Origin of the sequence: Nostoc sp., assembly GCF_036917815.1 — a bacterium.
GTDB lineage: Bacteria > Cyanobacteriota > Cyanobacteriia > Cyanobacteriales > Nostocaceae > Nostoc.
In genome coordinates this window covers 154,094-166,986 of record NZ_JBALEK010000048.1, presented here as the reverse complement: position 1 = coordinate 166,986, position 12,893 = coordinate 154,094, and the positions used below count along the sequence as shown (strand labels likewise).

The following is a 12,893-nucleotide window of genomic DNA, read 5'->3' as shown; positions in this document are numbered from 1 at the left end:
GCGCACCCGTAAATAGACCTTTGAAAAGTTAGGAGTGAGGAGTGATAAGTTAGGAGTTATAGCGCTTGTTGTTTCATAAGAATTTGTGGGTTTCAAAATTATGGGTTGAGAAAAATCCACAGGAAGATAGACGTTTCAACGCCTAATTCACATTAAACGTGACTCCAAACTCCAAACTCCAAACTCCAAACTCCAAACTCCAAACTCCTAACTAACTTTTGTTGGGGCTAACTTTACATTAGTAGCCAGACCAACTGCTTGTAGCAATTGAACTGTCATCCAGGTTAAATCGATTTCCCACCATTCCAGCCCATGACGAGCTGAGTATTGAAAGGCATGATGGTTATTGTGCCAGCCTTCACCGAAAACTAGTACAGCTACCCACCAGCAATTAGTTGAGCGATCGCCAGAATCATAACTTTGATAACCAAATTTATGAGTGGCGCTGTTCACCAACCAAGTGCAGTGGTAAACCCACACAATCCGAACAAAAACTCCCCAAATCACAAAGGGCAAGCCACCCAGAAGCAAAAGTAATACACCCAGAGCAACCTGGATCAAAATGAAATATTTTTCTAAAAACTGATAAACTGGGTCTTCGGCAATGTCTTTGGTGAAACGAGGAACATCAGCGTGAGCGGGACAGTAGTGAATCAGCCAATCCATGTGGCTCCACCAGAAGCCTTTATTAGAATCATGGGGATCAGCGTCAGTATCCGAGTTTAAATGATGAATCCGATGTGTCCCGATCCACTCAATTGGGCCTCCCTGACAGGAGAGTGTGCCGAAGAAAACCAAGAGATACTCTAGCCATTTGGGAGTTTGAAAACTGCGGTGAGTAACAAGGCGATGAAATCCTAGAGTAACTCCTAAACCACCTGTTACCCAATACAGCAAGAAACCCACACCAACTGCTGTCCAGCTAAAGTTACCAGGAACAAAGGCAAATAAAGCGCCAATGTGCAGTCCAATGAAAAACAGGGTATTAACCCAGTTAATTTGAGGTTTGGTTGAAGTAGCAATTGTCATGCAGTAACCTGAATTTTAATTTTCCAGCCTAGTATGTGCGATCTGAAAATCCGCATATCTATAATTTAATTTTTTTTGAACGAGGAACTGATGAACAGCTTAGAACAGCTGCGGCAAGCAGAACAGGCACTATTAGAAATTTTTTCGGGAATTGACACTCAGGTCAAGCATAATCTAAAACGAGTGCTGGATGCTTTTCGTAATCACCGTGTGGGCGCACACCACTTTGCTGGTGTAAGTGGCTATGGTCACGATGATTTAGGACGAGAAACTTTAGATAAAGTTTTTGCGGAAGTTATGGGTGCCGAAGCTGCGGCGGTGCGAGTGCAGTTTGTTTCGGGAACTCATGCGATCGCTTGTGCTTTGTTTGGTGTCCTCCGTCCTGGAGATGAAATGTTAGCAGTGGTTGGTTCTCCCTACGATACCCTTGAAGAAGTCATTGGTTTACGGGGCCAAGGTCAAGGTTCCCTAATCGAGTTTGGCATAAATTACCGCCAATTGGAGCTAACTCCCCAAGGAACTATAGATTGGCAAGCTTTAACCACTAGTGTGGCCCAAAACACTCGTTTAGTGTTAATTCAGCGTTCTTGTGGCTATTCTTGGCGTCCTAGTTTATCAATTGCCGATATTGAAAAAATTGTCCACTTAGTCAAACAGCAAAACCCGAACACCGTTTGCTTTGTGGATAACTGCTACGGCGAATTTATTGAAACCAGAGAACCCACAGCCGTAGGTGCTGATTTAATGGCGGGGTCATTAATTAAAAATCCTGGTGGCACCATTGTCAGCGCTGGCGGTTATGTCGCCGGTCGCGCCGACTTGGTAGAAGCATCCGCCTGTCGCCTCACTGCTCCCGGTATCGGTAGTTATGGCGGTGCTACTTTTGACCAAAATCGTCTCCTCTTCCAAGGCTTATTTCTCGCGCCGCAGATGGTCGGAGAGGCGATGAAAGGGACTTATCTGACTGGTTATGTATTTGACAAACTCGGTTATCCAGTGAATCCCGCTCCTCTGGCTCCCCGTGGGGACGTAATTCAGGCAATTAAACTCGGTTCTGCCCAAAAGCTAATTGCTTTCTGTAAAGCTATACAACAGCATTCTCCTATAGGTTCCTACTTAGACCCTGTTCCAGATGAAATGCCGGGGTATGAGAGCTTGGTAGTCATGGCTGGGGGGACATTTATTGAAGGGAGTACTTTGGAATTATCAGCCGATGGGCCTTTGCGTGAGCCTTATGTGGTTTATTGCCAGGGGGGAACTCATTGGACTCATGTTGCGATCGCTTTAGAAGCTGCGATCGATGCAGTTGGTAGTAATGGCTAGTAATTAAACCATATCTATCTTGAAACCTGTAGTTTTTCCGTGATGAAAAGGATTTGCCCTCATCCCCCAACTGACTTTTCACGTTATGTGGAAAAGTCCACCAAAAACCTAACCCCCTAACCCCCTTCCCTAGGAGGGAAGGGGGAAAATTCAAAGTCTCTGACGCCACGTGCAACAAGAGTGGCTCGCCGCCCAACGCAGTGGCTCCTCCTTAAAGGAAGAGAGAAATAGAAGTGAGGTTTTCCAGATGCCGTGAAAAGTCAGATCCCCCAACCCCTTCTCCCATATATGGGAGAAGGGGAGGCAGAATTTCAAAGTCCCTCTCCCAGACATGGGAGAGGGATTTAGGGTGAGGGCGAAAACTACGGTTCTCAACTTAGATGAGGTTTATAGCAAAGTACTGTTTCGGTGAAAATAACTTTTTAAGCACTTGAACTCTAGGTAGGTGGGCATGAACTACATACACCAGAAGATATACAAGAGATACTGGGAACTATTACACTGTGGCGAATTAGAACGTTTCTTTGATAGACAGGAGAACGGCAAGTAATGAGCGATCGCCATACACGTCTAAATGTCTACATCCAAGGTCAAGGATTCCCCATTCTGGGCTTACATGGTCATCCTGGTACTGGTCGTAGTCTTTCTGTCTTTACCAATCATTTATCAAAACGCTACAAAACTGTTGCCCCTGATTTACGTGGATACGGCAGAAGTCGCTACAACGGTAATTTTGAGATGAATGACCATTTGACCGATTTAGAAGCGCTGCTAGACCGCTTTGAGATTGAAAAGTGCCTAGTATTGGGATGGTCACTTGGGGGCATTCTGGCAATGGAGTTGGCATTACGTTTACCAGAGCGTATTACTGGGCTGATTTTGGTGGCGACAGCCGCAAAACCCCGTGGTAGTCATCCTCCTATTACTTGGCAAGATAATCTATATACTGGTGTTGCTGCCCTATTGAACTATCTAAAACCGAGTTGGCAATGGAATATTGAAACTTTTGGGAAGCGATCGCTTTTTCGCTACCTAATCCAACAACATACATCTACCAGTTACAACTACATCGCCAAGGAAGCAGTACCGGCTTATTTGCAAACCTCTCCTGCTGCTACTCGCGCCCTTTATAGTGCAATTCAATCGGGATACAATCGACTTCCAGATTTGCAACAAATTCAATGTCCTAGTTTAGTACTTGCTGGCGATCAAGACCGCCACATCACATCTGATTCCAGCTTAGAAACTGCTCGACACCTCCAAAATTCTGAATGGCAGTGCTATCCCAACACCGCCCATCTTTTTCCCTGGGAAGTTCCCCAGCTAGTGCTAAATGACATTGATCATTGGCTGGAAGAACATCCGCAAGTAATTGGTAGTCAATAATCCAAGGGTTTTTGACTCTTAAAGAAATAATTCGTAATTAAAACTCGCAATTACGAATTATGTTCGCCTAACTTAAATTTGACCGCCAAAGGCAGGCTGTACTTTGCGGTCAAATCTTTCCCCCAAGTCGTCAGCAATTGTTAAGGTATTAGGTTTGCAACGCTTGACACTCACAACAATTCCCGTAGCTCCTTCAAGCTCCAAATCTTCTATGTATCCTTTGCTTGCTAATGTTGCATCGGAAGAACTCAGAAATGGGCCGAAGTAGTACGTGCAGCGCGGATTCTGCGTTACAATCTCTACCCACCAAGCCAAGCCGAGGTTCTCAAACGTGTTAATTAACACTTCCTTGAGGTTATGCCAAATGGTTTTCATGGTTTTCGTCGATTTATAAACGTGCTACAGGGTGTTAAACAATATGTTGCTTTATGATCTTTTACATTTCTTTATACTCTGTTAGGTTATTTTTTAAAAGAGATTTTTGGTAATTTATCTAAGTGCAGCGTATTTAGCGATCGCTGGCGATAAATTTCATAAAGCGCCATACCCGCCGCTACCGAAGCATTGAGGCTGGGAGTCTTACCTTGTAGAGGAATCGATACCAAAAAATCACAGGAGCGTTGAGTTAACATACCCAGACCTTCGCCTTCTGAGCCGATTACCAAAACGATTGGGCCAGTGAAATTCACTGTATGCACGGGTTCGCTACCACTTGCAGCAGTGCCGTAAATCCAAAAGCCAGCTTCTTTTAATTCTTCTAAGGAGCGGCCAAGGTTGACAACTCTAGATACAGCAAAATTTTCTAGAGCGCCTGCTGCTACTTTCATCACAGTAGAAGTGATCCCAGATGCCCTTCTTTGAGGAATCACCAATCCTTGAGCGCCTATTGCTTCGGCGGTGCGAATAATTGCTCCCAAGTTGTGGGGATCAGTAATTCCGTCAGCCACGACAATTACGGCATCGGTTACAGATTTGCACTGCTCAATTAGATCGGGCAATTCGATGTAGGCGTAGGGAGCAATTTGTGCCGCCACACCTTGATGATTAGCACCGTTGGTGAGATAGTCTAAGCGCTTGGGTTCAACCTCGTCAATAACTGTGCCGTTTTCCTTCGCTTGCAGCAGACAATGGTGAAAGCTGGGATCGTAGCGCAGACGGGTAGTAATCCAGATGCGGTTGAGATTGCGTTGATTTTGCAATGCACTCAATACTGGATGACGACCGTAGATGAGATCGCTATCTTCTTCTGTTGGTTGTGTAGATACAGACGGCTGAGAGAAGTTGCTATTTCGTTGTCGGGAGTTGCCATAACTGGAGTTGCTATCTATTTTCCGGGGATTGCGAGTCGGATTAACAACAGAGATGGTATTGCCATCTACTTTCCGGGGATTGCGAGTCGGATTAACAACAGAGATGGTATTACCATCTATTTTCCGGGGATTGCGAGTTGGATTAGCAACAGAGATGGTATTGCCATCTACTTTTCGGGGATTGCGAGTTGGATTAGCAACAGAAATGGGGTTGCTATCTATTTTCCGGGGATTGCGAGTTGGATTAGCAACAGAGATGGGGTTGCTATCTATTTTCCGGGGATTGCGAGTCGGATTAGCAACAACACGTTTACCTTTAATTTTTACGGGTTGTCCACGATTGGGTTCGCTAGAAGTCCTAATTTTTCTTGGTTTATTCTGCATTTGAGTTATGGATATAGCGTATGGTTGATTATCCCGATTACCTCAATTTCTTGAACCTAATCTAGTGTTGCGGCAACTGTGAAATTGAGTTTTCACTCTTTTTCTATCTGAAGTACTTGCAATAGTTCGGTTAGACGCTGGTAATCAGTGAGATATAAGTAGCCAATTAAGGTTTCTAGACTAGTTGCCTGTTGATAAATTTCGGGATTAAGTCGCTTAGGGCGTCCTGTTGCGGCGTTTCTACCCCGTCGGACAATTTCTAATTCGGTATCCCTGAGATGAGGAATCAGCGATCGCAAATGTAGCGCTTGTGTTTCCGCTCTTACCTGCTCCACTACCAGACTATGGTAAATTCCTGACCGCTGCAATGGCAGCAGATAGAAAATTCTAACATATAATTCATAAATTGCATCCCCCAAATATGCTAGAGCAGTAGGAGAAATTTGTTGCACTTGTGATCGGGAAATCTCTTGGAATGGCGCTGTGGTTGCCAAGAGTGCTTGATTCCAAGATAAACTCTGTTTGCGAGTTTCATCTTGTCCATCTAATAGCTCTTCCTCCTTTGACTTCACAAATAAATCATTCCTTCACTGGCTCTATTTGGCAGGCATTCTTGACAAAGACTGATTTTTCTGAAGTACGCCATGATAGTATACTTAGCATAATCAATACTATCAGAATTACTTCCTAATTTCATCTTGTTGATTGAGAGTTGGCATTTAAAATCACCCTGATGTAAACGCCTATAAACCAAATTTCGGCTACTTCTTGTGGTCTGTGTCTAAGATAGGGTAAAATCTGAACATAAAATTCAGCCTTTGACTTGATCGGGTTGTCATACTTACTTAGTAAGCGACAATCTTTAAGTATACAGCATCAAGTCAACTTTACTTATAGACAAATTTGCTGGCTTTGTATTTCTTACAAATTTCTCAGACTTGATTATTTATCCGATATTCTAGCCAACAATTACATACCCAAGAATTGGGTGTCTATATCTTTAGTTATTGCTCAACCTTAAACATAATAGCTCAACTGGTCTTATGCCTCTCCCACAAGGAGAGAGGTTTTGTGCCAGAAGTTTTAAAAATTAAGCTATCCGATGTTGAATCTGGATAGCTAAATTTAACTCTCAGGTCGAGCAATCAAGACTACTTGACGTTTTCTAGAGCGTCTTCAACTGATTTTTGCAGGGAGAGAAACTTCTCTAGGCGAACAAGCTTGACCGTTTGAGTTACGCGGGCATTCGTGACAATTTGCAAAGTACCATCAGCAGTTTGAGCCTGCTTGGCTAGCTGCACCAAGGCACCCAAGCCAGAGCTATCAACAAAGTCAATCTGTGAGAGATCCAAAATAATGTGCTTAGGACCTTCATCAATCTTGCTGCCAAGTGTCTTGCGAAATGTCGGCTCAGAAAAAGCATCTAACAAACCTGTGAGGCGGAATAGCTGACAGTTATCCCGGACTTCACGAGTGCCCCTCAGGCTAACGGTTAGATTTAGTGGCTCAGCAATAATTCCCTCCTCATGAGTTAAAGTGAACGCTCAAGTATAGATGGTTTTTGAGCAAATTGTCTACAATCTGTTGGAATAGGGGATTGGGGATTGGGGATTGGGGATTTGAAAATAGTATTTTTAATCTTATTTCCTAGTCCCTAGTCTCCAGTCCCCAGTCCCTAGTAGTCTGTCAAGCTACTTTTGAGGGGTTTGTAGTTGCACTTTAGCGCTAAAGCGCAACTACGGACTAAATTAATACCCCTCAATTTAAACTTGACGGATTACTAGTCGCTAGTCCTTATTTTTACCTCACCTCTGCCACGGATTGACGTGCTGTTCGCATGGATTGAACAAATTGCTCAAATAAGTAATCAGCATCGTGGGGTCCTGGACTGGCTTCTGGGTGATACTGTACAGAGAATACAGGTAGAGATTTGTGACGTACCCCGGCAATGGTGCGATCGTTTAAGTTTAGATGGCTGATTTCCACAACTGCCGTAGGTAAAGAATCTGGATCAATAGCAAAACTATGGTTTTGGCTAGTAATTTCTACCCGTTGTTGTAAACCGGCAGGCTGATTCAAACCACGATGACCAAATTTGAGTTTATAGGTTTCTGCTCCTAGTGCATGACCTAAAATTTGGTGTCCCATACAAATACCAAAGATGGGTTTTTGACTTAAAAGCAGTGCTTTGGCAGTTGCAATCCCTTCGGTGACGGCAGCAGGGTCGCCAGGGCCATTAGAAAGAAACACACCATCTGGATTGTATTTGAGAATTTCCTCTGATGGCGTATCAGCAGGTACAACAATCACCCGACAACCGTAACTTACTAAGCGACGCAATATATTACGTTTTACGCCAAAGTCAAGGGCAACAACGGTAAAGGGTTCCCCAAGATTTTCCATAGCCTCAGAGTTGAATTCCCAAGCTGGAATTGTGGGATCTGCCCATTCATAAGCCGTTGGGGTGGTGACTTGACGAACCAGATTCAATCCTGCCATATTGGGAGCCGCTAGTACCTGCTCTAGCAATTCCGCTTCATCCAGAATGGTTGTAGAAATGCCACCGTTCATGGCTCCAAACATCCGAATTTTGCGGGTGAGGGCGCGGGTATCGATGCCGTAGATCCCTGGTACTTGGTTTTGTTTGAGGTAATCTGGTAAAGATTGTGTCGATCGCCAGTTACTTGGACGGTGACAAATATTCCGGGCGATCGCACCCTGCACTTGGGGACTATCTGATTCTTCGTCTTCAGAATTTACGCCAGTGTTCCCCAATTCAGGATAAGTAAAAATCACTATCTGACCGGAGTAACTAGGGTCAGTCAAGACTTCTTGATAGCCGGTCATGCCAGTGTTAAACACCACTTCTCCGATCGCGGTTCCCGTAGCACCGAAAGACCAACCGCGATAAGTGGTTCCATCTGCTAGGACAAGTAAAGCTGGTATTGCTGCGTCAGTCAGGGGCATAGTAGATTGGGGAGTGGGGAGTGGGGAGTGGGGAGTGGGCATTGGGAATGGGGCATTGCGAATGGGGCATTGGGAAAACTCAATCTTTATTCTCTATTCCCTATTCCCTATTCCCTATTCCCCAATACTGCGATTGTTAATTATCCCATGAGTTGAGCAATTGGGAGTTTTTAAGATAGTTAATTAAAATTAAAAGGGAATTAAAGTAGCGGGAGTGGATTTGGCAAAGCTAGGGCAGTTAATATTAATTATGCTTCAGTCTTTTTTATCCCGTGCAACCCTAATTTTTGTATCAAGCGCTCTAGCGGTTTTGTGTGTTGCCTGTAGTGAAGACAAACAAAACACTGCGACTGGTGGCAATGAGCAACCCACGCCAATTGGGGATCTGGCATCAATCCAGCCTACTGTGGAACCAGTAACACCAACACCTACCCCAGAAGTGCCGCCGCTAGATCCGTCTGAAAGTGAACCAAGTCTTTTTGAAATGGGGCGAGACAAAGCTGTTGGCGCTTGGAGTATTAGCCAATCGGCTCAATCTCCAGATGACTGGAATTTGGTGGCGAGTCAGTACCAGGAGGCGATCGCGCTGATGCGAAGAGTGCGGCGACAAAGCCCAGAATTTGCGATCGCTCAAACTAAAATCACTGAATATCGCCGCCAAGTTAAATATGCCCGACAGCAAGCTAATCCTCGTCCTGTTGCAGTTAGAGAACCTCATAAAATAGTAGTAGTAGTTCCCCAGACAGAAAGCACACCAAAGTTTACCTTACCTCCACAAGAAACAAAACCGTCATCACCAGAGCCAGATTTGCCCTCATCAGCAGTGGTGATTCCAGATCAGGCAGTATTTACAGCCCCGATTAAAAGGCGAATTGGTGGTACGCCAATTGTGGAAGTCACCTTCAATGGCCAGCAGAAATTTGAGATGATTGTGGATACGGGAGCCAGTGGGACTGTAATTACCCAACAGATGGCCGATGCTTTGGGAATCGTGACAGTGGGGAAAGCTAAGGCAAACACTGCGAGTTCCAGAGCTGTAGAATTTCCTGTGGGCTATGTTAATTCGATGGCAGTTGGCGGGGTAATAGTGAATAAAATACCAGTAGCCATCGCCGGGGCGGAACTAGAAACTGGACTTTTAGGACATGACTTTTTTGGTAACTACGATGTCACCATCAAGCGTAATGTGATCGAATTCCGTCCGCAATTGCGATCGGAAATCAATTCCCCAGAAACTCAACTAAGTGTTCCAATTTCGTCCAAGCCGCTCCACTCTGTAGGATATCCTTAGCGATTTTAATACCCTCGGCGTGATCGAGGAAGGCGATCGCTCCCCCTACTTGCAGCGCCAACGACGCATTTAAGGCAACTGCATCCTGTTGCGCCTGAGTTCCCTTACCTTGCAGCACCGCTTTGAGAATCACCGCATTCTCTTGGACATCCCCACCCCGAAGCATACCGATGGGAGCAGGCGTTAAATCCAAATCTAGGGGATTAATGGTAGTTAACTGCACTTCTCCCTCCGATAACACCGCTAAGTCAGTTAAATCTCCTAACCCAGCCTCATCAAGTTTTTCTCGCCCATGCAATACAATCGCCTTTTCCTTGCCCAAATTCTGTAAAGCTTGGGCAACAGTCGCCAAAAGTTTGGGAGTGAATAAGCCCACCACTTGCCCAGTTGGACGCAAGGGATTTACTAAAGGCCCAAGCAAATTAAATACCGTTCGTACCCTGAGAGTCCGCCGCAATTGGGCAACAGCCTTGAGTGCTGGATGCCAACCAGGGGCAAATAAGAAAGTGATCCCCACTTCTTGTAGTGCTGCTTGCACTTTTTCACTAGAGGCACTTAAGTTTACACCCAAGGTTTCCAATACGTCTGCACTTCCCGTAAGACTTGACGCTGAACGATTGCCGTGTTTAGCGACGGGTACGCCATAAGCTGCCGCAACAAAAGCAACTGCTGTAGAAATATTAAAAGTTGATGAACCATCTCCACCTGTGCCACAGGTATCAATTAGGGGGATTATGGATTGGGTGGATTCTTCGCCAGTCCCTAGTTTTGATTGAGATTGCAATACTTCCGCCATACCGGTCAACTCGTCGGCAGAAACGCCTTTAAAGTTCAGCGCTGTTAAAATAGCTCCCGATAACTCTGGGGGAACCGCTTCATTGAGCCAACCTTGCATCAATTCAGCAGCTTGAGTGCGGGATAAGGATTGGCCATCGATTAATTGTTGCAGCAGGAGATACCAGCTAGCAGAGGATTCTTGAGCAGGGATTGGAGAAGTTATCATAGCTAAGGTTTGTATGTTGTAGCTATATTGAGAGCTATGGAAGTTATCCTACCGGAAAATTGGAAGCTATCAAAGTTAGGTTTAAATCTCAAGGCTTAATTGCAAAGCTGGATTAGCAAGGTTCTGATTTGGTGCTTTATTTTCTAAATAAAGTTGAACTTCGTAATTACTAATGAATAACTCCTTTCCTTTAGCTGCACCACTCTGCTTATAGTTATTCATCCCATACTGTAATTCCCACTCCGAAATATTAGCCCATTGAAAATTTTCTAGAATTTGCGGTGAATTGTCGTAGGTAATTAACCAGCGATGATGACATTGTTGCAAAAGTTCAGCAAATCTCTGATGTTCAAATGAGGTGTGCAAGTCACCCCTTTTACCATATAGCTTTGATTTTGTAGCACTAAAATATGGTGGATCTAAAAATAAAAATACATTTTTTCCTTCTGATTCTAATAGGTGGCTGTAATCCAAATTAGTAATTTGGACATTTTCTGATAAGATATTTTCTAACTTTTCGAGTCGTTCTATTGAAGAATCAGTAAATCTTTTATGAAAAGCTTCTGGGGAAAAGCCACCTGATTCTACAGTTCCAGAAAAAGTAATTCTATTGAGGACAAAAAAGCGGACTGCTCTTTCTAAATCAGATAAATTATTGACATCTACACTAGTCAATTCGGCAAAGAGTAATTTGCCATCTGTATATTTGACTTTAATATGCCGAATTTCTTTAACTAACTGAGGTAGTTCAGATTGAGCAAGCTTCCAGAATAAGAATAGTTCGCGGTTTAAATCGTTAATCCAAATTTTGACATCAGGAAACTTTTGTCTTAAATAAATAAATACAGAACCACCACCCACAAAAGGCTCTCGGAATTCAGAAAACTTCTCTGGCAAATATTCAACTATTTGATTTATTGCTTTCGACTTACCACCAGGATATCGGAGAGGACTTTTGAACATAATTATAAATCCTCACATTTGGGGTAATATAAACACTCAATTTGTTTGCTAAAAACTATTGTTGTATGCTCTGATTAAATCAACATCAATGCTTTCATTGTCTGCTCCTGTAGCGTAACCCAGGTTAATGCTTCCAGCATGACTTCGGAAGCGTTGGCGATCTGCTTCTTTCTCTGTTTCAGTTTGCGAGTTTTCACCTCTTAGAGAACCATACTGCTGTTCTATGGAAGTAGCTACCAATTCTGGAAGAGATACACCTGCAACCTCGGCTTGTTCCTGCAATGCTGCGTAGACTTCATCACTTAATTCCAAGCTTAAAACCTGACTCACTGCACTATACCTCAACTAATATAGGACTCATATTTGATTTTTGAAATACACGTAGGGTGCGTTATGCCTCTGGCTAACGCACCACCTAAAGGTTTGCGTGCGTTACGCTACGCGATAACACAACGCCAGTCCGCTCAAGTCGGGAAACCCGCCCACGCGGCTGGCTCCCCTACATACACTCAGATTGTTTCAAAAATCAAATCGGATTGCTATATGACCTTTTAATCCTAACCCACCCATCAAGCGCATATTTACAGCGATTTTCAGGTAAATATACCACGCGGTAGGGGCAATTCATGAATTGCCCCTACGACAGATGTGGTTCAAATACATGAAAACTGCTGTAAGCAACGGAAGCATTATCTTTTGATAATCAGGTATTGCCATTTTTATCTATCTAAAAGTTTACAAATATGAGACTATAGGCATTTTTAACATCATTTATAAAGAATTGGTGAAAAACAAGTTAAGCGATCGCAAACCTGCTAAGATAAAACTACGCGTCCGTAATATATACTCACGAACTAAATTCTATCTTGAGTTTATGTTGCAATTTCGTAAAAGTCTGTTACATTACTTTACAGGCAGTTATAACTGTTACAACATAAAGGCTCGGAGTATTATTTATGGCAGACGTTAAGAAGACTACGCCTTCAGTTTCAGAAGATCCTAATGCTTTGCGCTGGGGCTTCACTCCTCAGAGCGAAAACTGGAACGGTCGTTTTGCAATGATTGGTTTTTTATCCGCCGTTGCACTTGAAGTATTTTCCGGTCAAGGAATTTTACACTTCTGGGGCATTCTCTAAATTTAAACGTTTTTATCTTCATTAGATTATGAGGCAAGGCGGGGATTAGTAAAATTGTCTGCCTTGCCTCGTAATCTCAAGAATTACAAAACTTGCCGACA

At 43.7% G+C, this 12,893-nt stretch carries 13 protein-coding genes; 4 read left to right on the top strand and 9 right to left on the bottom strand.

The features are described 5' to 3' along the window. Positions 1-207: 207 nt before the first annotated feature. Positions 208-1,029, bottom strand: a complete 822-nt coding sequence (locus tag V7K97_RS14490; protein WP_334801724.1) for an acyl-CoA desaturase — start codon at positions 1,027-1,029, stop codon at positions 208-210. Between the two features lie 90 nt (positions 1,030-1,119). On the opposite strand from V7K97_RS14490, the gene V7K97_RS14485 reads away from it, so the two are divergent. Then, complete coding sequence (locus V7K97_RS14485) at positions 1,120-2,352, top strand: methionine gamma-lyase family protein (RefSeq protein WP_334801723.1); 1,233 nt, start codon at positions 1,120-1,122, stop codon at positions 2,350-2,352. A gap of 549 nt (positions 2,353-2,901) precedes the next feature. Then, positions 2,902-3,738, top strand: coding sequence for an alpha/beta fold hydrolase (locus tag V7K97_RS14480; RefSeq protein ID WP_334801722.1), 837 nt, complete (start codon positions 2,902-2,904; stop codon positions 3,736-3,738). A gap of 72 nt (positions 3,739-3,810) precedes the next feature. Here the strand turns inward: V7K97_RS14480 and V7K97_RS14475 are convergent, their stop codons facing one another. From V7K97_RS14475 to carA, 5 genes are all read right to left on the bottom strand, one after another. Next, on the bottom strand, positions 3,811-4,113 hold the full coding sequence (locus V7K97_RS14475) for a DUF1816 domain-containing protein (protein ID WP_179067515.1): 303 nt from the start codon (positions 4,111-4,113) through the stop codon (positions 3,811-3,813). A gap of 86 nt (positions 4,114-4,199) precedes the next feature. After that, positions 4,200-5,432 (bottom strand): 23S rRNA (guanosine(2251)-2'-O)-methyltransferase RlmB, encoded by a 1,233-nt coding sequence (rlmB, locus tag V7K97_RS14470; protein ID WP_334801721.1) that lies wholly within the window; start codon positions 5,430-5,432, stop codon positions 4,200-4,202. A 92-nt stretch (positions 5,433-5,524) separates the two neighbouring features. Beyond that, positions 5,525-6,004, bottom strand: a complete 480-nt coding sequence (locus V7K97_RS14465) for a Mini-ribonuclease 3 (protein WP_334801720.1) — start codon at positions 6,002-6,004, stop codon at positions 5,525-5,527. A gap of 579 nt (positions 6,005-6,583) precedes the next feature. Beyond that, positions 6,584-6,949 (bottom strand): STAS domain-containing protein, encoded by a 366-nt coding sequence (locus V7K97_RS14460; protein WP_084227153.1) that lies wholly within the window; start codon positions 6,947-6,949, stop codon positions 6,584-6,586. Positions 6,950-7,232: 283 nt separating this feature from the next. After that, positions 7,233-8,399 carry a glutamine-hydrolyzing carbamoyl-phosphate synthase small subunit gene (carA, locus tag V7K97_RS14455; protein WP_334801719.1) on the bottom strand — a complete coding sequence of 389 codons (1,167 nt, stop codon included), beginning with the start codon at positions 8,397-8,399 and terminating at the stop codon, positions 7,233-7,235. A 250-nt stretch (positions 8,400-8,649) separates the two neighbouring features. On the opposite strand from carA, the gene V7K97_RS14450 reads away from it, so the two are divergent. After that, the gene (locus tag V7K97_RS14450) at positions 8,650-9,690 is read left to right on the top strand and encodes a retropepsin-like aspartic protease family protein (RefSeq protein WP_334801718.1); all 1,041 of its coding nucleotides are present in this window, start codon (positions 8,650-8,652) and stop codon (positions 9,688-9,690) included. Here V7K97_RS14450 and trpD read toward each other — a convergent pair. From trpD to V7K97_RS14435, 3 genes are all read right to left on the bottom strand, one after another. Then, complete coding sequence (trpD, locus tag V7K97_RS14445) at positions 9,620-10,693, bottom strand: anthranilate phosphoribosyltransferase (RefSeq protein ID WP_334801717.1); 1,074 nt, start codon at positions 10,691-10,693, stop codon at positions 9,620-9,622. The two genes, V7K97_RS14450 and trpD, sit on opposite strands and share 71 nt — an antisense overlap. Before the next feature lie 81 nt (positions 10,694-10,774). Beyond that, positions 10,775-11,656, bottom strand: coding sequence for a DNA adenine methylase (locus V7K97_RS14440; protein WP_334801716.1), 882 nt, complete (start codon positions 11,654-11,656; stop codon positions 10,775-10,777). 48 nt (positions 11,657-11,704) lie between these two features. Further along, positions 11,705-11,986 (bottom strand): hypothetical protein, encoded by a 282-nt coding sequence (locus tag V7K97_RS14435; protein WP_334801715.1) that lies wholly within the window; start codon positions 11,984-11,986, stop codon positions 11,705-11,707. 626 nt (positions 11,987-12,612) lie between these two features. Between V7K97_RS14435 and V7K97_RS14430 the strand changes: the two genes are divergently transcribed. Further along, positions 12,613-12,792 (top strand): high light inducible protein, encoded by a 180-nt coding sequence (locus V7K97_RS14430; protein ID WP_069071239.1) that lies wholly within the window; start codon positions 12,613-12,615, stop codon positions 12,790-12,792. Positions 12,793-12,893 lie beyond the last annotated feature (101 nt).

Excerpts from the sequence above, each read along its gene's own strand:
- V7K97_RS14430 (WP_069071239.1), top strand. The coding sequence starts at position 12,613 with ATGGCAGACGTTAAGAAGACTACGCCTTCAGTTTCAGAAGATCCTAAT.
- V7K97_RS14480 (WP_334801722.1), top strand. The coding sequence starts at position 2,902 with ATGAGCGATCGCCATACACGTCTAAATGTCTACATCCAAGGTCAAGGA.
- carA (WP_334801719.1), bottom strand. The coding sequence starts at position 8,399 with ATGCCCCTGACTGACGCAGCAATACCAGCTTTACTTGTCCTAGCAGAT.
- V7K97_RS14475 (WP_179067515.1), bottom strand. The coding sequence starts at position 4,113 with ATGAAAACCATTTGGCATAACCTCAAGGAAGTGTTAATTAACACGTTT.
- V7K97_RS14440 (WP_334801716.1), bottom strand. The coding sequence starts at position 11,656 with ATGTTCAAAAGTCCTCTCCGATATCCTGGTGGTAAGTCGAAAGCAATA.
- V7K97_RS14450 (WP_334801718.1), top strand. The coding sequence starts at position 8,650 with ATGCTTCAGTCTTTTTTATCCCGTGCAACCCTAATTTTTGTATCAAGC.
- V7K97_RS14490 (WP_334801724.1), bottom strand. The coding sequence starts at position 1,029 with ATGACAATTGCTACTTCAACCAAACCTCAAATTAACTGGGTTAATACC.
- V7K97_RS14485 (WP_334801723.1), top strand. The coding sequence starts at position 1,120 with ATGAACAGCTTAGAACAGCTGCGGCAAGCAGAACAGGCACTATTAGAA.
- rlmB (WP_334801721.1), bottom strand. The coding sequence starts at position 5,432 with ATGCAGAATAAACCAAGAAAAATTAGGACTTCTAGCGAACCCAATCGT.
- trpD (WP_334801717.1), bottom strand. The coding sequence starts at position 10,693 with ATGATAACTTCTCCAATCCCTGCTCAAGAATCCTCTGCTAGCTGGTAT.